The sequence below is a fragment of the Pseudomonas sp. MWU13-3659 genome, assembly GCF_023757525.1.
Classification (GTDB): Bacteria; Pseudomonadota; Gammaproteobacteria; order Pseudomonadales; family Pseudomonadaceae; genus Aquipseudomonas; species Aquipseudomonas entomophila_E.
Genome location: NZ_JAMSHW010000010.1, coordinates 31,241 through 51,541, shown reverse-complemented (window position 1 = coordinate 51,541; position 20,301 = coordinate 31,241). Strand labels below are relative to the sequence as shown.

The window sequence follows — 20,301 nt, the reverse complement described above, 5'->3', positions numbered from 1 at the left end:
TTCTTGCCGTTCACCAGGCGACATGGCACGGGCAGGCCTGGCGAAGGGGGCCCCTGACCGAAAGGTCAGGGGTGGAACGGGCGGTACTTTACCCGAGAAAAGCGCTTTACGCGGTTTCTACCGTCGGAAAACTTTTCACCAGGTCGTCCAGTTGCTTGAGCTGGGCCAGGAACGGCTCCAGCTTGTCCAGGCGCAGGGCGCACGGACCATCGCACTTGGCGTTGTCCGGGTCCGGGTGGGCCTCGAGGAACAGCCCCGCCAGGCCCTGGCTCATGCCGGCCTTGGCCAGGTCGGTAACCTGGGCGCGGCGACCACCGGCGGAGTCGGCGCGACCACCCGGCGTCTGCAGCGAGTGGGTCACGTCGAAGAACACTGGGTACTCGAACGCTTTCATGATGCCGAAGCCGAGCATGTCCACGACCAGGTTGTTGTAGCCGAAGCTCGAACCGCGCTCACACAGGATGAGCTGGTCGTTGCCGGCCTCGACGCACTTGGCGAGGATGTGCTTCATCTCGTGGGGCGCGAGGAACTGCGCCTTCTTGATGTTGATCACCGCGCCGGTCTTGGCCATCGCCACGACCAGGTCGGTCTGGCGCGACAGGAAGGCCGGCAGCTGGATGATGTCGCACACTTTTGCCACCGGTTCGCACTGGTAGGGCTCGTGCACATCGGTGATCACTGGCACGTTGAAGGTGCGCTTGATCTCCTCGAAGATCTTCAGGCCTTCTTCCATGCCCGGACCACGGTACGAGTTGACCGACGAACGGTTGGCCTTGTCGAAGCTGGCCTTGAACACGTACGGGATGCCGAGTTTCTCGGTCACCCGCACGTACTCCTCGCAGACCTTCAGGGCCAGGTCACGGGATTCCAGGACGTTCATGCCGCCGAACAGGACGAACGGCTTGTCGTTGGCGATCTCGATATTACCGACGCGAATGATCTTCTGAGTCATGGGTCAGGCCTTGTTCTTCTGTGCCAGGGCAGCCTTGACGAAGCCGCTGAACAGCGGGTGGCCGTCACGTGGCGTGGAGGTGAATTCCGGGTGGAACTGGCAGGCGACGAACCATGGGTGGTCCTTGGACTCGACCACTTCGACCAGCGCGCCGTCTTCGGAACGACCGGAAACCACCAGGCCGGCATCCATCAGCTGCGGCAGCAGGTTGTTGTTGACCTCGTAGCGGTGACGGTGACGCTCGGTGATCACGTCCTTGCCGTAGCAGTCGTGGACCTTGGAGCCGGCAACGATCTGGCAGTCCTGCGCGCCCAGGCGCATGGTGCCGCCCAGGTCGGAGGCTTCGGTACGGGTCTCGACCGCGCCGGTGGCATCGGCCCACTCGGTGATCAGGCCGACGACCGGGTGGCCGCTGTTGCGATCGAACTCGGTGGAGTTGGCGTCTTTCCAGCCCATGACGTTACGGGCGAACTCGATCACGGCCACCTGCATGCCCAGGCAGATGCCGAGATACGGGACCTTGTTCTCACGGGCGTATTGCACCGCGGTGATCTTGCCTTCCACACCACGCAGGCCAAAGCCGCCCGGCACCAGGATGGCGTCGGCGCCCTCCAGCAGGCTGGTGCCCTGGTTCTCGATGTCTTCGGAGTCGATGTAGCGCAGGTTGACCTTGGTACGGTTGGTGATGCCGGCGTGGCTCATCGCTTCGATCAGCGACTTGTACGCGTCCAGCAGCTCCATGTACTTGCCGACCATGGCGATGGTCACTTCCTGCTCAGGGTTGAGCTTGGCATCGACGACCTTGTCCCACTCGGACAGGTCGGCGCTGTTGCATTGCAGGCCGAAGCGCTCGACGACGAAGTCGTCCAGGCCTTGTGCGTGCAGCACGCCAGGAATCTTGTAGATGGTGTCGACATCTTCCAGCGAAATCACCGCACGCTCTTCGACGTTGGTGAACAGCGCGATCTTGCGACGCGACGAAGCGTCGACCGGGTGGTCGGAGCGGCAGATCAGCACGTCAGGCTGCAGGCCGATGGAGCGCAGCTCCTTGACCGAGTGCTGGGTCGGCTTGGTCTTGGTCTCGCCAGCGGTGGCGATGTACGGAACCAGCGTCAGGTGCATCAGCATGGCACGCTTGGAGCCCACTTCGACGCGCAGCTGGCGGATGGCCTCGAGGAACGGCTGCGACTCGATGTCGCCCACGGTACCGCCGATCTCGACCAACGCGACGTCGGCATCACCGGCGCCCTTGATGATGCGACGCTTGATTTCGTCGGTGATGTGCGGGATGACCTGGATGGTCGCGCCCAGGTAGTCACCACGGCGCTCTTTACGCAGCACGTGCTCGTAGATGCGGCCTGTGGTGAAGTTGTTGTTCTGGGTCATCGTGGTGCGGATGAACCGCTCGTAGTGGCCCAGGTCGAGGTCGGTCTCGGCGCCGTCGTGGGTGACGAACACTTCACCGTGCTGGAACGGGCTCATGGTGCCCGGGTCGACGTTGATGTACGGGTCCAGCTTGAGCATGGTGACCTTGAGCCCCCGCGCTTCCAGGATGGCCGCCAGGGAAGCCGAGGCAATGCCTTTCCCCAATGAAGAAACAACACCGCCCGTGACGAATATGTAGCGCGTCATGAAAAACCCTAGAAGTCTGCGTTAAGGCGGCATGGGCCGCCGGAGAAAGCGAAGGAAGGCCGAAGCCCCCGATCACCTGCGTCAATCACAGTGCATCTCGAACAACTGCCGCGTCTGTACAGACCAGGGGTATCCCCGGCATGGAGCTCGCTCGTCATTTTAAGAATCAGCCCAGCAAAAAACTGCTTGGTAATCGGCAACCTCTGTGTTTTCGCGGAACCCACAGAAGCTGTATCAAGAAGGGAGGGTAGTCTACCCGAATGTACCCTTCAGCTCAAACCTTGCACGTTCGTCGGTGGTTGCCAGTGCAACTGCCAATCGGCTTGCGTCAGTCCGGGCAGGTTGGCCACCGCCAGCAATTGCTCGCCCCGGTACAGCAGCGGCAGGCGCGGACGCACAAAGTGCGGGACCTGCCGTTCGTTGAGCAGGCGCTTGAGATCGCGTCGACCGCGGCCGGGCACCTGCAGGACCTCGCCCCCCTGGCGGTAGCGGATACGCAGGCCTTCACCCGCGTGACCGGGTGCCAGGCGAACACTGCCATTACCCGTCAGGATCAGGGGCCGGGCACTGTCCAACCAGAGCTGTTCACTCGACACACCGGTCAACCAGTCGCCGCTCAGCCACCAGATCCGCCCATGACTGCGGTGCAGTTCGCCATCGGCCAGGCGCCAGATCGGGGAGGCATCAGGGGCTGCTTCAAGCAGATCGTTCCAACCGGCCCAGTGGCGGCTGTCAGGCAGGCGGGTACGCCGGCTGAGCCAGAACTGCAACGCATTACGCTGGCGCGCAGGTGACAGCGCTGCAAGCAGCTCGAGATTCAGAGAGTCCAGCCCCAACCACGGCAGCGGCGCTTTGCCGCAGGCACACGCCAAGTCGCTGGCGGCCAATTCGTCCAGCAGCCCCAGCGCCTCGCCCAGGTGCTCTGCGCTGCGCGCCAGGCTGGCCTCGGCCTGGGGCCAGCGACTGTGTAACAGCGGCAAGACCTCTCCACGGAGGAAGTTGCGGGCGAAGGCCGTGTCGCAATTGGAGGGGTCGTCGACCCACACCAGGCCGTGAGTATCGGCATAGGCCTGCAACCGCTGGCGCGACAGCCCCAGCATCGGCCGCACCAGCCTGCCCTGCCCCAGCGCCCGGTGTACCGGCATGGCAGACAATCCGCGTAGGCCTGCACCGCGAAGCAGGCGAAAGAGCAAGGTCTCGGCCTGATCATCGCGGTGCTGGCCGGTGAACAGCACATCACCAGGCTTGAGCAATTGTTCGAAAGCGCCGTAGCGGGCATTGCGCGCGGCCTGCTCGAGACTGGCGCCGGGGGCGACCTGGACAGGGATCACCTCGAGCTCGATACCCAGGGCATCGCAGACCGACTGGCAATGGGCGGGCCAGGCATCGGCGGCGCGTTGCAGGCCGTGATGGACATGGATCGCGCGCAAGGGGGGCGTTGGATGCTGGCGGGCGTAGTCGGCGAGCAGGTGCAGGAGGACAGTGGAATCGAGACCGCCGGAGAAGGCGACGTACCAGGCGGGGGCTGAAATCCAGGGGGTGAGGTTGAGCATCAGGGCCTCACATAACTTGAGGTCGCCGGGGGCGCTTCGCACCCCTTTCGCGGCACAAGGCCGCTCCTACAAGGGATCGCGGTCGCCTGTAGGAGCGGCCTTGTGCCGCGAAAGGGCCGCAAAGCGGCCCCGGGTTTCATCAGAGACCGTAGCTCATCAGGCGATCGTAACGGCGCTTGAGCAGCGTGTCGTTGTCGAGTTTGCCGAGCATGTCCAACTGCTCGATCAGGTCGGCACGAACGTTCGCCGCCATCTTCGCCGGGTCACGGTGGGCACCGCCCAGCGGCTCCTGGATGACCTTGTCGACGATGTTCAGGCTCTTCAGGCGCTCGGCGGTGATGCCCATGGCTTCAGCCGCGTCGGCGGCCTTGTCCGCAGTCTTCCACAGGATCGAGGCGCAGCCTTCCGGCGAGATCACCGAGTAGGTGGAGTACTGCAGCATGTTCAGCTGGTCGCACACGCCAATGGCCAGTGCGCCACCGGAACCACCCTCACCGATCACGGTGGCGATGATTGGCGTTTTCAGGCGCGCCATCACACGCAGGTTCCAGGCGATGGCTTCGCTCTGGTTGCGCTCTTCGGCGTCGATGCCCGGGTAGGCGCCCGGCGTATCGATGAAGGTCAGGATCGGCATTTTGAAGCGCTCGGCCATTTCCATCAGGCGGCAGGCCTTGCGGTAGCCCTCAGGGCGCGGCATGCCGAAGTTGCGGCGCACCTTCTCGCGCACTTCGCGGCCTTTCTGGTGGCCGATGACCATGACCGGCTTGTCGTTCAGGCGCGCGGTGCCACCGACGATCGCGGCGTCGTCGGAGAAGTGACGGTCGCCATGCAGCTCTTCGAACTCGGTGAAGATGTGCTCGATGTAGTCGAGGGTGTACGGGCGGCGCGGGTGACGGGCCAGACGGGCGATCTGCCAGCTGGTCAGGTTGCCGAAGATGCTCTCGGTCAGGGTGCTGCTCTTGTCCTGCAGACGGGCAATTTCATCGCTGATGTTCAGCGAGTTGTCGTTGCCCACCAGGCGCAGCTCTTCGATCTTGGCTTGCAGGTCGGCAATCGGCTGTTCGAAATCGAGGAAATTCGGGTTCATAGGCTTCCGTCTTGGGTCTACGGCCAGGCGGCCGGCCGGTTGATCCGTTTGGCGCCCTACCTTAAGGGATCAGGCGCATAAAGGTCGAGATTAAAATGCGTCGTTTCAACGGTATTGCAAGAAGACGTTCTCACGCCCGAACTGGTCACGCAGTGCCTGAATCAGGCCATCGGCCGGGTCGATCGACCACTGGTCGCCGAACTGCAGCATGGCCTTGGCGTCGCTGCCGGTGTACTCCAGGGTGATCGGGCAGCCACCGCGGTGGCGGTTGATCAATTCGCCCAGCCAGCTCAGACGGTCACCCTTGAGTGCCTCGTGGCTGAGCTTCAGGCGCAGGCTCTCGGCCAGCTTGGTGCGCGCATCCTCCATGGTCATCACCGTCTTGACCCGCAGGCGCAGGCCACCGGAGAAGTCATCGTTGCTCACCTCCCCTTCCACCACCACCATGGCGTCGGTCTGCAACAGGGCCTGGGCGGCCATGAAGGCGTCGGCGAACAGCGAGGCTTCGATACGCCCGGAGCGGTCGTCGAGGGTGACGAAGCCCATCTTGTCGCCTTTCTTGTTCTTCATCACCCGCAGCGCAATGATCATGCCCGCGATGGTCTGTGTGTCCCGCGCAGGCTTGAGGTCGACGATGCGCTGTCGGGCGAAGCGGCGAATCTCGGTTTCGTACTCGTCGATCGGGTGACCGGTGAGATAGAGACCCAGCGTGTCCTTCTCGCCTTTCAGGCGCTCCTTGAGGGTCAGCTCGCGCACCTTGTGGTAATTGGCGTAGACGTCCGAATCTTCCTCGACGAACAGCCCGCCGAACAAGTCGACATGACCGCTGTCGGCGGTGCGGGCGGTCTGCTCGGCAGACTTCACCGCTTCTTCCAGGGCCGATAACAGCACCGCACGGTTACGGTCGATGTTGGCCTGGTAGGCCTTGATCTCGTCATGGAAGTGCGGCCCCAGCCGGTCAAGCGCGCCACTGCGGATCAAGGCATCGAGGGTGCGCTTGTTAACGCGCTTGAGGTCGATGCGCTCGCAGAAGTCGAACAGGTCCTTGAACGGGCCGCCTTGCGCGCGCGCCTCGACGATCGCCTCCACCGGGCCCTCGCCCACCCCCTTGATCGCCCCCAGGCCGTAGACGATGCGGCCGTCGTCGTTGACGGTGAACTTGAAGTCGGAGAAGTTCACGTCCGGCGCGTCGAGGCGCAGCTTCATGCTGCGCACTTCCTCGACCAGCACCACCACCTTGTCGGTGTTGTGCATATCCGCCGACAGTACCGCAGCCATGAATGGCGCCGGGTAATGGGTCTTCAGCCAGGCGGTCTGGTAGGACACCAGGCCATAGGCGGCGGAGTGGGATTTGTTGAAGCCGTAGCCGGCGAACTTCTCCACCAGGTCGAAGATGTTGCCCGCCAGGTCCGCGTCGATATTGTTGGCCACGCAGCCTTCGATGAAGCCACCTCGCTGCTTGGCCATTTCCTCGGGCTTTTTCTTGCCCATGGCTCGACGCAGCATGTCCGCGCCACCGAGCGTGTAGCCCGCCATCACCTGGGCGATCTGCATCACCTGTTCCTGATACAGGATGATGCCGTAGGTCGGTGCCAGGACCGGCTTGAGCCCCTCGTACTGGTAGTCCGAGTGCGGGTAGGCCAGCTCGGCGCGGCCGTGCTTGCGGTTGATGAAGTCATCCACCATGCCCGATTGCAGCGGGCCCGGACGGAACAGTGCCACCAGTGCGATGAGATCTTCCAGACAGTCGGGCTTGAGCTTCTTGATCAGCTCCTTCATGCCGCGGGATTCGAGCTGGAACACCGCCGTGGTCTCGGCCTTCTGCAGCAGCTCGTAAGTCTTGCGGTCATCCAGCGGGATGAAGTCGATGTTGACGTCGGGCAGGTCCTTCTTTTTCTGCTCGCGGTTGATGATCTCCATCGCCCACTTGATGATCGTCAGAGTGCGCAGGCCGAGGAAGTCGAACTTCACCAGGCCCGCGGCCTCGACATCATCCTTGTCGAACTGGGTCACCAGGCCGCCGCCCTCTTCGTCACAGGCAATCGGCGAGAAGTCGGTAAGCTTGGTCGGCGCGATCACCACGCCACCGGCGTGCTTGCCGGTACCACGGGTGACACCCTCGAGCTTGAGGGCCATGTCCCAGATCTCGCGGCCGTCCTCGTCGCTTTTGAGGAAGTCGCGCAGGATCTCTTCCTGCTCGTAGGCCTTCTCCAGGGTCATGCCCACTTCGAAGGGGATCATCTTCGACAGGCGGTCGGCCAGGCCGTAGGACTTGCCCTGCACCCGCGCCACGTCGCGCACCACCGCCTTGGCGGCCATGGTGCCGAAGGTGATGATCTGGCTCACCGCATTACGGCCATAGGCCTCGGCGACGTAGTCGATCACCCGGTCGCGGCCGTCCATGCAGAAGTCGACATCGAAGTCGGGCATGGAAATACGTTCAGGGTTGAGGAAACGCTCGAACAGCAGGTCGTAGGCCAGCGGGTCGAGGTCGGTGATCTTCAGCACGTAGGCCACCAGCGAGCCGGCACCCGAACCCCGGCCGGGGCCAACCGGCACGTCGTTGTTCTTGGCCCACTTGATGAAGTCCATCACGATCAGGAAGTAACCGGGGAAGCCCATCTGGATGATGATGTCCAGCTCGAACTTCAGGCGGTCAAGGTAGACCTGGCGCTTCTCTTCATAATTCGGTGTGGTCTCTTTCGGCCACAGTACCGCCAGGCGTTCTTCCAGGCCTTCGTGGGAGACATGGCGCAGGTAATCATCGATGCCCATGCCATTGGGCGTGGGGAAGTCGGGGAGGAAGTACTTGCCCAACTGCACGGTGATGTTGCAGCGTTTGGCGATCTCCACGGTGTTGGCGATGGCGTCGGGCAGGTCGCTGAACAGCTCGGCCATTTCTTCGGCCGACTTCAGGTACTGCTGGTCACTGTAGCGACGCGGGCGGCGCGGGTCATCAAGGGTCCAGCCCTCGCCGATGCAAACACGGGTTTCGTGGGCGTCAAAATCGGTCTGTTTGATGAAACGCACGTCATTGGTCGCCACCAGCGGCGCAGCGAACTTGTCGGCCAGGGCGACGGCGGCATGCACATATTCTTCATCGCCAGCGCGGTTGGTGCGTTGCACCTCGACGTAGAAGCGATCCGGGAACATGCCCATCCAGTCACCGAGCAGCACCTCGGCTTCAGCCTGGCGACCGGCCATCAAGGCCATGCCGATATCCCCCTCCTTGCCCGCGGACAGGGCGATCAACCCCTCGCTGGCCGGAGCGATCCAGTCGCGCTGGATGATCACCAGGCCGTTGCGCTGGCCGTCGGTCCAGCCGCGCGAGATCAGTTCGGTGAGGTTGCGATAGCCCTTGGGGTTCATGGCCAGGAAGCAGATGCGCGACAGCGGCGCCTCGGGGTCGGCCCCGGCCAGCCACAGGTCGGCGCCGCAGATCGGCTTGATCCCGGCGCCCATGGCGGTCTTGTAGAACTTCACCAGCGAGCACATGTTGCTCTGGTCGGTGATCGCCACCGCCGGCATGTTCATCCCGGCCAGGGCCTTGGCCAGCGGCTTGATCCGCACCAGGCCGTCGACCAGGGAGAATTCGGAGTGCACGCGAAGGTGAACGAAGGAGACCGACATGGAGGATCCTGTAGCAGAGCTGAACGACAAGGGCGGGATTGTAGCGCAAATGGCGGCGGGTTTCGGGCCACGCTGTGGCCCGTTCGCCGGCAAGCCGGCCCCTGCAAGGGTACGCACCCCGTAGGAGCCGGCTTGCCGGCGAACAGCCCCTGATCAGATCAGGGAATTGGAATACCCCTCACGGGCTTCCCATGCGGCGCGAACAGGTGCGAACGAACGCCGATGGATGGGCGTCGGCCCCAGCCGGGCCAGCGCCTCGAGGTGCACAGGCGTCGGATACCCCTTGTGCCCGCCAATCCCGTACCCCGGGTAGATCAGCTCGAACTCGCTCATCTCCCGGTCACGGGTAACCTTGGCCAGGATAGAAGCCGCCGCAATTGCTGGCACCTGCGAGTCACCCTTGACCACGGGCGCCGCCGGCACCGCGAGCTTCGGGCAGCGGTTGCCATCGATCAACGCCAGTTTCGGCGAGATATGCAACCCTTCGACCGCACGCTGCATGGCCAGCATGGTGGCCTGGAGAATGTTCAGGCGGTCGATTTCCTCGACCTCGGCCCGGGCGATGCAAAAGCTCAGCGCCTTCTCGCGAATCTCGTCGAACAGCGCGTCGCGCCTGGCCTCGGTGAGCTTCTTCGAGTCGTTCAAGCCGAGGATCGGCCGGCGCGGGTCGAGAATCACCGCCGCAGTGACCAGCGCACCGCACAGCGGGCCACGGCCCACTTCATCGACGCCGGCCACCAGTTCCTCGACCAGGTTGAAATCCAGTCCCATCTGCATGTCAGCGGTCCTTCAACAGGGCAAGTACGGCGTCAGCGGCCTGATTGGAGGCGTCGCGGCGCAACGTGCGGTGAATCTGGTCAAAGCTGTCGGTCTGGTGCGAGCCATCCCTGACCAGTGGCGCCAGGGCCTGCGCCAGGGCTTCACTGGTGGCGGCATCCTGCAGCAACTCCGGCACCAGCATGCGCTGGGCCAGCAGATTGGGCAGCGACACGTACGGGCTTTTGACCATGCGTTTGAGAATCCAGTAGGTCAGCGGCGCCAAGCGATAAGCCACGACCATGGGGCGCTTGTACAGCATCGCCTCGAGTGTCGCCGTACCCGAGGCGATCAGCACCACGTCGCAAGCGGCCAATGCCTGGTGCGAGCGGCCATCGAGCAGCATCAGCGGCAGGTCGCGGCCCTCGAGCATCTGCTCGACCTGGGCACGCCGTGCGGCATTGGCGCAGGGCAAGACAAAACGCACACCCGGCACCAACTCGCGCAAACGCTGCGCGGCGTCCAGGAACAGCGCGCCCAGACGCCCCACTTCACCACCCCGGCTACCCGGCATGAGGGCGATGACCGGGCCTACGGCCAGGCCGAGCTCGGCACGTGCGCCAGCGCGATCAGCCTCGAGGGGAATGGTGTCGGCCAGGGGGTGGCCGACAAAGCGCACCGGCACGCCCTGCTCTTCATAGAAGCGCGCCTCGAACGGCAACAGGGTGAGCATCAGGTCGCAACCTTCGCGGATCTTCAGCACACGCTTCTGTCGCCAGGCCCAGACCGACGGGCTGACGTAGTGCACGGTCTTGATGCCGGCCTGACGCAACTTGAGTTCGATGTTGAGGGTGAAGTCAGGGGCGTCGATGCCGATGAACACGTCGGGCTTTTCGTCGATCAGCGTCCGGATCAGCTCCTTGCGCCGCTTGAGCAGCTCGCGCAGGCGCCCGAGCACTTCGACCAGGCCCATGACCGCCAGGCGCTCCATGGGGAAATAAGAGGTCATGCCCTCGGCTTCCATCAACGGGCCACCAACACCAATGAACCGCACATCGGGATGGCGCGCCTTGATGGCGCGCATCAGACCGGAGCCAAGAATATCGCCGCTGGCCTCGCCCGCGACCAGCGCAACGCAGAGCTGGGCCATGTCAGCGGGTGATGCCGCGGGCGGAGTTGGCGATCGACTGGCGGAACAATTCGACTTCAGGGAACTGGGTGACCAGTTCGTCCAGTTCCTTCATCGCCTCTTCGACGGTGAGGCCCTGGCGGTAGACGATCTTGTAGGCGCGACGCAGCGCGTGCAGCACGTCATCGCTGAAGCCGCGGCGACGCAAGCCTTCGAAGTTCATGCTGCGCGCTTCGGCGGGGCTGCCGAAGACCGTGACGTAGGCTGGCACGTCCTTGCCGATCGCCGTGCCCATGCCAGAGAACGCGTGGGCGCCGATGTGGCAGTACTGATGCACCAGCGTGTAGCCCGACAGGATCGCCCAGTCGCCCACATGCACGTGCCCGGCAAGCGCCGTGTTGTTGACCAGGATGCAGTGGTTGCCGATTACGCTGTCGTGGCCGATGTGGGCATAGGCCATGATCAGGTTATGGTCGCCCAGCGTCGTTTCCGAACGGTCCTGGATAGTACCGCGGTGAATGGTGACGCCCTCGCGGATCACGTTGTGATCACCCATCACCAGGCGCGTTGGCTCACCCTTGTACTTCATGTCAGGGGTGTCTTCGCCAATCGACGAGAACTGGTAGATGCGGTTGTGCTTGCCGATGCGGGTCGGCCCTTTGATCACTACATGCGGACCGATGACGGTGCCTTCCCCGATTTCCACATCGGGGCCTACGATCGACCAGGGGCCGACCTCGACCCCTTCGGCCAGCTTGGCCGAAGGGTCGATGATCGCCCGAGGATCAATCGAACTCATAGGGAGCGTTCCGCGCAGGTGATCTCAGCCGAGCAGACGGGCTTGCCGTCGACCAGGGCCCGGCACTCGAATTTCCAGATCATGCTCTTGCGGCTGAGGAACTTGGCTTCCAGCACCAGCTGGTCGCCCGGCAGCACCGGCTGGCGGAAGCGCAGCTTGTCGGAGCCGACGAAGTAGTAGAGGGTGCCGTCGGCCGGCTTGGCGTCGAGCATCTTGAATCCGAGAATCCCGGCCGCCTGGGCCATCGCCTCGATGATCAGCACGCCGGGCATGATCGGGTGCGCCGGGAAGTGGCCATTGAAGAACGGCTCGTTGATGCTGACATTCTTGTAGGCACGAATGCTTTGGGCCTCGAAGTCCAGGTCCGTCACGCGATCCACCAGCAGGAACGGGTAACGGTGAGGCAGGTATTCGCGAATCTCGTTGATGTCCATCATTTCGGGGGGAAGCCTGTAATAAGAATAGGGAGCGCAGGTACCGACCTCACGCTCCTTTTGCAGATCCAAAGAGGAGCCAGCCAGCGACTATTAACGCTCACTCAGGAAAGGGTATCAGCCTTCTGATGTCGGCTGGCCACCTGAGGTCACGGTGTCAACTCGTTTTTCCAGCTGCTGGAGACGCTTGGACATCTCGTCCAGCTGGCGAATGCGCGCGGCGCTCTTGCGCCATTCGGCCAAAGGCTGCATGGCCGTACCGGAAGAATAGCCACCCGGCTCGGTGATGGAGCGGGTCACCATGGTCATGCCGGACACGAATACGTTGTCACAGACATCGATGTGGCCAACCATGCCGACACCACCGGCAATCATGCAGTGCTTGCCGATACGGGTACTGCCGGAAATCCCGACGCAAGCCGCCATCGCGGTGTGGTCACCGACCTGCACGTTGTGGGCGATCTGGATCTGATTGTCGAGCTTGACCCCATCACCGATACGCGTATCGGACAGCGCACCGCGGTCCACGGCGGTATTCACACCGATTTCCACGTCGTCGCCCAACGTCACACCGCCAATCTGGGCGATCTTGCGCCAGATACCCTTCTCGTTGGCAAAGCCGAAGCCCTCGCCGCCGATCACTGCACCGGACTGGATCACCACACGCTTGCCGATAGTGACATCGTGATAGAGCGTGACGCGCGGCGCGAGCCAACCACCTTCGCCGATCACGCAGCGGGCACCGATGAAGCAATGGGCACCGACGGTCACATCGGCACCGATGCGGGCACCGCTTTCGATCACGGCGAACGGACCGATGCTGGCGCTGACATCGACCTGCGCATCTTCAGCCACCACGGCGCTGGGATGAATTCCCGCTACAGCCTTGAGCTTTGGATCGAACAGGTGCGAAATGCGCGCATAAGCAAGATAAGGGTCGGCCACGATCAGCGCGTTGCCGGCAAAGCCTTCGGCGTCCTCTGCCTTGAGCAGCACCGCGCTGGCCTGGGAGTCGTCCAGGAATTTGCGGTACTGCTTGTTGGCGAGGAAGCTCAACTGCCCGGAACCGGCCTCCTGCAAGGTGGCCAGCCCGGTGATCTGCAGCGCCTCGGGGCCTTTCAGCGTAGCCCCGAGGGCCTCGGCCAGCTGGCCGAGTGTCATGGTCACGGTCATATCAACGCGCTTGGTTCATGCGCTCGATGACTTGGCGGGTGATGTCGTACTGAGGCTTGACATCGATGACCGCGCCGCGCTCGAGCACCAGGTCGAAGCCACCCTTCTTGATCACTTCCTCGACAGCGCCGTCGAGCTTGGGCTTGAGCTGCTTGAGCATGTCGCGGTCGGCAACGGCCTTGGCCTCATTCAGTTCCTTGGATTGGAACTGGAAGTCACGGGCCTTCTGCTTGAACTCGAGTTCCAGGCGCTCACGCTCTGGCTGTGGCATCTTGTCGCCGCCCTTGATCAGGCGGTCCTGGATGCCTTTGGCGCTGCTTTCCAGGCCCTTGAGCTTGGTCAGTTGTGGACCGAATTTTTTCTCGGCGTCGACGGCGTACTTCTTGGCCGCGTCGGATTCGAGCAGGGCCATCTGATAGTTCAGCACGGCTACCTTCATTTCGGCGAAAGCCGGGGTGGCGACCAGCGCCGCGGCCAGGATGGCCAGTTGGGTCAACTTACGCACGATGAACTCCTGGATAAACCGTTGTCGTTAAACCAGGGCCGACCTCAGAAGGTCTGGCCCAGAGAGAATTGGAACACTTGGGTGTCGGCGTCGTCCGGCTTCTTGATCGGCATCGCCAGGCTGAAGCTCAGCGGGCCCAGCGCGGTAATCCAGGTCACGCCCAGACCAACGGAGCTGGCCATGTCCGAGAAACCGACCTTCGCGCAGTCAGGCTTGCTGCCGCAGTTGGTATCGAACACGTTACCCACGTCCCAGAACACGGAAGTACGCAGCGAGCGCTGGTCCTTGACGAACGGCAGCGGGAACAGCAGTTCGACACCGCCCTGCACCAGCACGTTGCCACCGAACGGCAGCGGATCCTGATCCGGGTCGGCGATGGTGCCTGGTTTTCCTCCAGGGTTGCCTTCACCACGGCTAGGTGTACTGCGTGGTCCGAGGCTGCTGTCCTTGAAGCCACGTACGGAGTTGAAACCACCCGCGTAGTAGTTCTCATAGAACGGCAGGCCCGAAGTGCCACCGAAACCATCACCATAGCCCAGCTCGGTGTGCAAGCGCAGGGTGTAGTCGTTGTTGATCGGCTTGAACAGCTGGCCGCGGTAGTCGAGCTTGTAGAACGACAGATCGCTGCCCGGGATGGTGGATTCCAGTGTCAGGCTTTGCGAGTGACCACGGGTTGCCAGCACGCCTTTGTTCAGGGTCGATTCGGACCAGCCGATCGAGGCCTTGAAGTTCAGGAAGTTGTCGCCTTCCTTGTCGACGAAGTCAAAGATCTCGTCAACGGTGTACTTACCGGTCTTGAGCTTGTCCTGCTGGACGGTCAGGCCATAGGTCAGGCGCGAGGTCTCGCTGATCGGGTAGCCGAGGCTGACACCGGCACCCAGGCTGTCGACCGCATAGCTGGCCACGTCGACGTCGAGGTCGTCGTAGTTGGTGCTGCGGTAGAAGGCGTTGTAACCCAGGCTGACACCGTCGGCGGTGAAGTAGGGGTCGACGAAGCCGAAGTTGTAGCGGGTCTGGTATTCGGAACGGGTCAGGCCGATGGAGACCTTGTTACCGGTACCCAGGAAGTTGGTCTGGCTGATCGAGCCACCCAGGATCAGGCCCGCGCTCTGGGCGAAACCGACGCTGGCGGTGATCGAACCGGAAGCCTGCTCTTCGACGCTGTAGTTGACGTCGACCTGGTCGTCGGTGCCTGGCACCGGCGGGGTCTCGACGTTGACTTCCTTGAAGAAGCCCAGGCGCTCGAGGCGGGTCTTCGACTGGTCGATCAGGTAGGTCGAGGCCCAGCCGCCTTCCATCTGACGCATCTCGCGACGCAGCACTTCGTCTTCGGTCTTGGTGTTGCCGCGATAGTTGATGCGGTTGACGTAGGCGCGTTTGCCCGGATCGACCACGAACATGATGTCGACGGTGTGATCCTGGTCGTTCGGTTGCGGCACGCCGTTGACGTTGGCGAAGGTGTAGCCTTCGTTACCCAGGCGACGGGTGATCAGGTCGGACGTAGTGGTCATCACCTTGCGCGAGAACACCTGGCCTGGCTGCACCAGCAGCAGCGACTTGACCTGGTCTTCCGGCACCTTCAGGTCACCGGACAGCTTCACGTCGCGAACGGTGTACTTCTCACCTTCGTTGATGTTGACGGTGATGTAGACGTGCTTCTTGTCCGGGGTGATCGACACCTGGGTCGAAGCGATGTCCATGTTGATGTAGCCGCGGTCCAGGTAGTAGGAGCGCAGGCGCTCCAGGTCACCGGACAGTTTTTCGCGGGCGTACTTGTCGTCGTTCTTGAAGAACGACAGCCAGTTGGTGGTCTTCAGCTCGAACAGCTGCCCCAGCGTCTCGTCGTCGAACACCGTGTTGCCCACCACGTTGATGTGCTGGATCGCAGCCACGGTGCCTTCGTTGATCTTGATCTTCAGGCCGACGCGGTTGCGTGGCTGGGGGACGACTTCGGCGTCGACTTCGGCTGAGTAGCGGCCTTGCGCGACGTACTGGCGCTGCAGCTCGTTACGCACGCCTTCGAGCGTGGCACGCTGGAAGATCTCGCCTTCGGCCAGGCCCGACTGCTTGAGGCCTTTCATCAGGTCTTCGGTGCTGATCGCCTTGTTGCCTTCGATCTCGATGCTCGACACCGACGGGCGCTCGACCACGTTGATGATCAGGACATTGCCGTCGCGGTTCAGCTGGATGTCCTGGAAGAAGCCGGTCTTGAACAGCGAGCGGGTGGAGTCGACCAGACGACGATCGTCGACCTGGTCGCCGACGTTCAGCGGCAACGCGCCGAACACGCTGCCGGCGGAGACCCGCTGCAAGCCGTTGACACGAATATCGGAGATGGTGAAGGACTCGGCGTGAACTTCAGCGATCATCAGTGCGGAGAGCACCGCAGTTAGCAGCAGACGTTTCATGAAGTCCTTTTATTCCAACTGGCAATAAACAACCCGCCGCGATGAGGCGGCAGGTTTCGCGATTGAGCGAAGCTTTTATAGTCGACCCAGATCATTGATCAGGGCGAGCAACATCACCCCGACGACCAAACTGATACCGATCTGGACCCCCCAACCTTGCACCCGATCCGAGAGCGGACGACCGCGCGCCCACTCGATCAGGTAGAACAGCAAATGCCCCCCATCCAGTACCGGGATGGGCAGCAGGTTCAGAACCCCCAGGCTTATGCTCAGATAGGCCAGGAAATTCAGGAAATCCCCAACGCCCGACTGGGCTGAAGCGCCCGCCACTTTAGCAATGGTTATCGGTCCGCTCAAGTTTTTTACCGAGAGCTCTCCGAACAGCATTTTCTTCAGCGATTCGAGGGTCAGGACACTCATGTTCCAGGTACGCGAAAGCCCCTCCCCCACGGCCTCCAACGGCCCGTAGCTGACCTCGCGAAGCATCTGCGCCGGCCATTGCGCCGCCTTGACGCCAGCGCCCAGGTAGCCACCGGACGCTTGACCTTCACCCTTGCGCGCCAGGGTGACCGGCACCTCCAGCTGCGCGCCATCACGCTCGATGCGCAGGCTTACCTTGCTTTCAGGACGGGCGCGCACCGCATCGACCACTTGCTGCCAGTCACCCAGCACGGCGCCATCAAGGGCAAGCAGCTTGTCGCCCGTCTTGAGCCCTGCCGCGGCGGCCGGGCCTTTGGGATCGATCTCGGCCAGCACCGGCTCGACCGCAGGGCGCCAAGGGCGCAGCCCCAGGGACTGGATCGGATCGGGCTCATCGGCGCCCTTGAGCCAGTGGCTCAGCTGAACATCGTGCTGGCGCTCGACCGTGGCACCCTCGTCGAGCACGCCGACGCGCAAGGTTCCACTCTCACCGAGGCGGCGAACCAATTGCAGATTGACCGCCGACCAGCCATTGGTCGGCTTGCCATCGATGGAAACGATCTCCTGCCCGACGTTCAGACCGGCGGTCGCCGCCAGGCTGCCCGCCTCGACCGCGCCAATGACCGGGCGCACCTGTTGCGTGCCCAGCATGGCGATGAACCAGAAAAACAGGATCGCCAGCAGGAAGTTGGCGATGGGGCCCGCAGCAACGATGGCGATACGCTGGCGCACCGACTTGCGGTTGAACGATTGCTCGACCAGCGCAGGCGGGACTTCACCCTCACGCTCGTCGAGCATCTTGACGTAACCGCCCAGCGGGATCGCCGCGACCACGAACTCGGTGCCGTGCCGGTCATGCCAGCGTATCAACGGCGTACCGAAGCCCACCGAGAAGCGCAGCACCGTGACCCCACAACGACGCGCCACCCAGAAGTGGCCGAATTCATGGAAGGTGACCAGCACACCCAAAGCCACCAGGGTGCCGATAATCATGTAGAGCGCAGTCATGTCCTATCTCCGGATGACGTTCGGCGTGGCGGGCCACCGCGGATCAGCGGCCGTGGCGCCTCAACCATTCCCGGGACAGTTCCCGGGCACGCTGGTCGGCGGCGAACACCGCATCCAGCGTGGTGAGCGGTACCACAGGCTCCTGGTCGAGCACCTGCTCGATCATACCCGCGATCTCCGGGAAGCGGATACGCCGCTGGAGAAACGCATCCACCGCCACTTCGTTGGCGGCATTGAGCACGGCGGGCGCACTGTTGCCGGCCTCGGCAGCCTGACGCGCCAGGCGCAGGCAAGGGAAGCGCAGTTCGTCGGGCGCCTGGAAATCCAAACGAGCGATGGCGAACAGGTCCAGCGGCGCCACACCGGAGTCGATGCGCTCGGGCCAGGCCAGGGCGTTGGTGATTGGCGTGCGCATGTCCGGGTTGCCCAGCTGGGCGAGCACCGAGCCATCGACGTAATCCACCAGCGAGTGGATGACACTTTGCGGGTGCACCACCACCTCGACCTGGGCTGGCTTGGCGTCGAACAGCCAGCAGGCTTCGATCAGTTCCAGCCCCTTGTTCAACATGCTTGCCGAATCGACCGAGATCTTGCGCCCCATGGACCAGTTGGGGTGGGCGCACGCCTGCTCCGGCGTGACACCCTGCAGCGCCGCCACGGGCGTTTCGCGGAACGGGCCGCCCGAGGCGGTCAGCAGGATGCGCCGCACGCCGACATTACCTAGCCCGCGGGCAAAGTCGGTAGGCATGCATTGGAAAATTGCGTTGTGCTCGCTGTCGATCGGCAGCAGCACCGCACCACTGCGCCGTACCGCATCCATGAACAAGGCGCCGGACATCACCAGCGCTTCCTTGTTGGCCAGCAGGACCTTCTTGCCGGCCTCGACCGCCGCCAGCGTCGGCCGCAGCCCGGCAGCGCCGACAATGGCGGCCATCACGGTATCCACTTCAGATGCCGCCGCCACCTGGCAGAGCCCGGCCTCACCTTCGAGAACCTCGGTGGCGCAACCTGCACGCGCCAACCCCTCGCGCAAGCGCGCTGCGGCATCCGCGGAGGGAACGACTGCATAGGCAGGCCGATGGCGCTCGCACAAAGCCAGCAACTCGTCGAGGCGGGAGTAGCCGCTCAGGGCGAACACCTGGTAGCGATCAGGGTGCCGGGCAATGACATCAAGGGTGCTCAAGCCAATGGAGCCCGTGGCACCCAGCACGGTTATGCGTTGAAGACGGCTCACATCACACCCCACTCGGCAGCCCACAGCAGTACAGCGAACATCGGGATGGCCGCAGTCAGGCTGTCGATGCGATCGAGCACGCCGCCATGGCCAGGCAGCAAGTTGCTGCTGTCCTTGATGCCTTCACGGCGCTTGAACATGCTCTCGGTCAGGTCACCCACCACCGAGGACATCACCACCACGACCGCTCCCAGCAGCCCCAGCAGCAGTTGGCCGACACTCCAGTCCCGCGCCAGGCCGACGCCCAGGGTGATCAACAGGCTGACCACCAGGCCGCCGTACACACCCTCCCAGCTTTTGCCGGGGCTGACCTGCGGCGCCAGCTTGCGCTTGCCGAAGGCCCGCCCGGAGAAGTAGGCGCCGATGTCCGCAGCCCACACCAGCACCATGACCGCCAGGATCAACCAGTTGCCCAGCGGCCAGTGCTTGAGCAGCACCAGCCCTTGCCAGGCCGGCAGCAGCACCAGCAGGCCGATGAGCAGGCGACAGGCAGCGCTGCTCCACAAATCGTTGCTGCGCGGATAGGTGAGCACCAGCCAGGTGGCCAGGGCCCACCAGATCACCGAAGCCCCCAGCACCCAAGGCGCGAGGTCTGGCATCAGGTAGAGCAGCATCAGCGCCCCGGCGACCACCGCGGCGTATGCGATACGCACGGACTGGGCCACCAGGCCGGCCAGGCGGGCCCACTCCCAGGCGCCCAGCGTGACCACGAAGCCGATGAACAGCGCGAAATCGCCACCATTGAGCAGGAAGAACCCACCCAACGCGACCGGTAGCAGGATCAGCGCAGTAATGATGCGTTGTTTAAGCATTAAGCACGAGCTCCAGCCTCGACCTGCTCGCTGGTCTTACCGAAGCGGCGCTGGCGCGAAGCGAAATCGGCCAGCGCGGTGCGCATGGCCTCGTGTTTGAAGTCCGGCCAGAACAGGTCGGAGAAATACAGCTCGGCATAGGCCAGCTGCCACAGCAGGAAGTTGCTGATGCGGCGCTCGCCACCGGTACGAATGCACAGGTCGGGCAACGGCAGGTCGCCGGTGGCCAGGCAGGTCTGCAACAGGTCAGGCGTGATGTCGTCCGGACGCAGGTGGCCGGCCTGAACCTCACGCGCCAGGCGCTGTGCGGCCTGGGCGATATCCCACTGACCGCCATAGTTGGCGGCGATCTGCAGGATGAAGCGGTTGTTGCCGGCCGTCAGCGCCTCAGCCTCGCGCATGGCCGCCTGCAGCTCCGGATGGAAGCGCGAACGGTCACCAATGATGCGCAGGCTGATGTTGTTCTCGTTGAGGCGCTTGGCTTCACGGCGCAACGCCGAGAAGAACAGCTCCATCAACGCCCCCACCTCTTCCGCCGGACGCTGCCAGTTCTCACTGGAGAAGGCGAACAGGGTCAGCACCTCGACCCCGGACTGGGCACAGACTTCGATGACCGCACGCACGGCATCGACGCCAGCCTTGTGCCCGGCAACACCGGGCAGAAGACGCTTCTTCGCCCAGCGATTATTGCCATCCATGATGATCGCGACGTGACGCGGCACCGAGCCCGGTGCCGCCAGCTTGGTCTTTTCCATTAAAAAACCTCGGC

At 63.3% G+C, this 20,301-nt stretch carries 16 protein-coding genes; all 16 read right to left on the bottom strand.

Annotation, left to right across the window (positions count from 1 at the left end):
• Window positions 1-106 precede the first annotated feature (106 nt).
• Window positions 107-952, bottom strand: coding sequence for a 3-deoxy-8-phosphooctulonate synthase (gene kdsA, locus NGM28_RS14505; protein ID WP_240063831.1), 846 nt, complete (start codon window positions 950-952; stop codon window positions 107-109).
• Window positions 953-955: 3 nt separating this feature from the next.
• Window positions 956-2,584 carry a CTP synthase gene (gene pyrG, locus NGM28_RS14500; RefSeq protein ID WP_011535262.1) on the bottom strand — a complete coding sequence of 543 codons (1,629 nt, stop codon included), beginning with the start codon at window positions 2,582-2,584 and terminating at the stop codon, window positions 956-958.
• Between the two features lie 269 nt (window positions 2,585-2,853).
• Window positions 2,854-4,137 carry a tRNA lysidine(34) synthetase TilS gene (gene tilS, locus NGM28_RS14495; protein WP_252090572.1) on the bottom strand — a complete coding sequence of 428 codons (1,284 nt, stop codon included), beginning with the start codon at window positions 4,135-4,137 and terminating at the stop codon, window positions 2,854-2,856.
• Between the two features lie 139 nt (window positions 4,138-4,276).
• Window positions 4,277-5,224, bottom strand: coding sequence for an acetyl-CoA carboxylase carboxyltransferase subunit alpha (locus NGM28_RS14490; protein ID WP_252090571.1), 948 nt, complete (start codon window positions 5,222-5,224; stop codon window positions 4,277-4,279).
• 105 nt (window positions 5,225-5,329) lie between these two features.
• The gene (gene dnaE, locus NGM28_RS14485; protein WP_252090570.1) at window positions 5,330-8,854 is read right to left on the bottom strand and encodes a DNA polymerase III subunit alpha; all 3,525 of its coding nucleotides are present in this window, start codon (window positions 8,852-8,854) and stop codon (window positions 5,330-5,332) included.
• A 153-nt stretch (window positions 8,855-9,007) separates the two neighbouring features.
• The gene (rnhB, locus tag NGM28_RS14480; RefSeq protein ID WP_252090569.1) at window positions 9,008-9,631 is read right to left on the bottom strand and encodes a ribonuclease HII; all 624 of its coding nucleotides are present in this window, start codon (window positions 9,629-9,631) and stop codon (window positions 9,008-9,010) included.
• A gap of 1 nt (window position 9,632) precedes the next feature.
• Window positions 9,633-10,760, bottom strand: a complete 1,128-nt coding sequence (lpxB, locus tag NGM28_RS14475; protein WP_252090568.1) for a lipid-A-disaccharide synthase — start codon at window positions 10,758-10,760, stop codon at window positions 9,633-9,635.
• A gap of 1 nt (window position 10,761) precedes the next feature.
• Window positions 10,762-11,538 (bottom strand): acyl-ACP--UDP-N-acetylglucosamine O-acyltransferase, encoded by a 777-nt coding sequence (lpxA, locus tag NGM28_RS14470; protein WP_252090567.1) that lies wholly within the window; start codon window positions 11,536-11,538, stop codon window positions 10,762-10,764.
• Entirely contained in the window at window positions 11,535-11,975 is a 441-nt protein-coding gene (gene fabZ / locus NGM28_RS14465; protein ID WP_003252314.1) for a 3-hydroxyacyl-ACP dehydratase FabZ, read from the bottom strand. The genes lpxA and fabZ overlap by 4 nt, the downstream gene beginning before the upstream one ends.
• Before the next feature lie 114 nt (window positions 11,976-12,089).
• Complete coding sequence (gene lpxD / locus NGM28_RS14460) at window positions 12,090-13,145, bottom strand: UDP-3-O-(3-hydroxymyristoyl)glucosamine N-acyltransferase (RefSeq protein WP_252090566.1); 1,056 nt, start codon at window positions 13,143-13,145, stop codon at window positions 12,090-12,092.
• Window position 13,146: 1 nt separating this feature from the next.
• Window positions 13,147-13,650 (bottom strand): OmpH/Skp family outer membrane protein, encoded by a 504-nt coding sequence (locus tag NGM28_RS14455; protein ID WP_011535271.1) that lies wholly within the window; start codon window positions 13,648-13,650, stop codon window positions 13,147-13,149.
• A 44-nt stretch (window positions 13,651-13,694) separates the two neighbouring features.
• The gene (bamA, locus tag NGM28_RS14450) at window positions 13,695-16,058 is read right to left on the bottom strand and encodes an outer membrane protein assembly factor BamA (protein ID WP_011535272.1); all 2,364 of its coding nucleotides are present in this window, start codon (window positions 16,056-16,058) and stop codon (window positions 13,695-13,697) included.
• A 75-nt stretch (window positions 16,059-16,133) separates the two neighbouring features.
• A complete protein-coding gene (gene rseP / locus NGM28_RS14445) occupies window positions 16,134-17,486 on the bottom strand; it encodes a sigma E protease regulator RseP (RefSeq protein WP_252090565.1) in 1,353 nt (450 codons plus the stop codon).
• A gap of 43 nt (window positions 17,487-17,529) precedes the next feature.
• Window positions 17,530-18,720 carry a 1-deoxy-D-xylulose-5-phosphate reductoisomerase gene (gene ispC / locus NGM28_RS14440; RefSeq protein ID WP_252090564.1) on the bottom strand — a complete coding sequence of 397 codons (1,191 nt, stop codon included), beginning with the start codon at window positions 18,718-18,720 and terminating at the stop codon, window positions 17,530-17,532.
• Window positions 18,717-19,532 carry a phosphatidate cytidylyltransferase gene (locus NGM28_RS14435; protein ID WP_011535275.1) on the bottom strand — a complete coding sequence of 272 codons (816 nt, stop codon included), beginning with the start codon at window positions 19,530-19,532 and terminating at the stop codon, window positions 18,717-18,719. The genes ispC and NGM28_RS14435 overlap by 4 nt, the downstream gene beginning before the upstream one ends.
• The gene (gene uppS / locus NGM28_RS14430) at window positions 19,532-20,287 is read right to left on the bottom strand and encodes a polyprenyl diphosphate synthase (RefSeq protein WP_240063841.1); all 756 of its coding nucleotides are present in this window, start codon (window positions 20,285-20,287) and stop codon (window positions 19,532-19,534) included. Before uppS ends, NGM28_RS14435 begins: the two co-directional genes overlap by 1 nt.
• Window positions 20,288-20,301 lie beyond the last annotated feature (14 nt).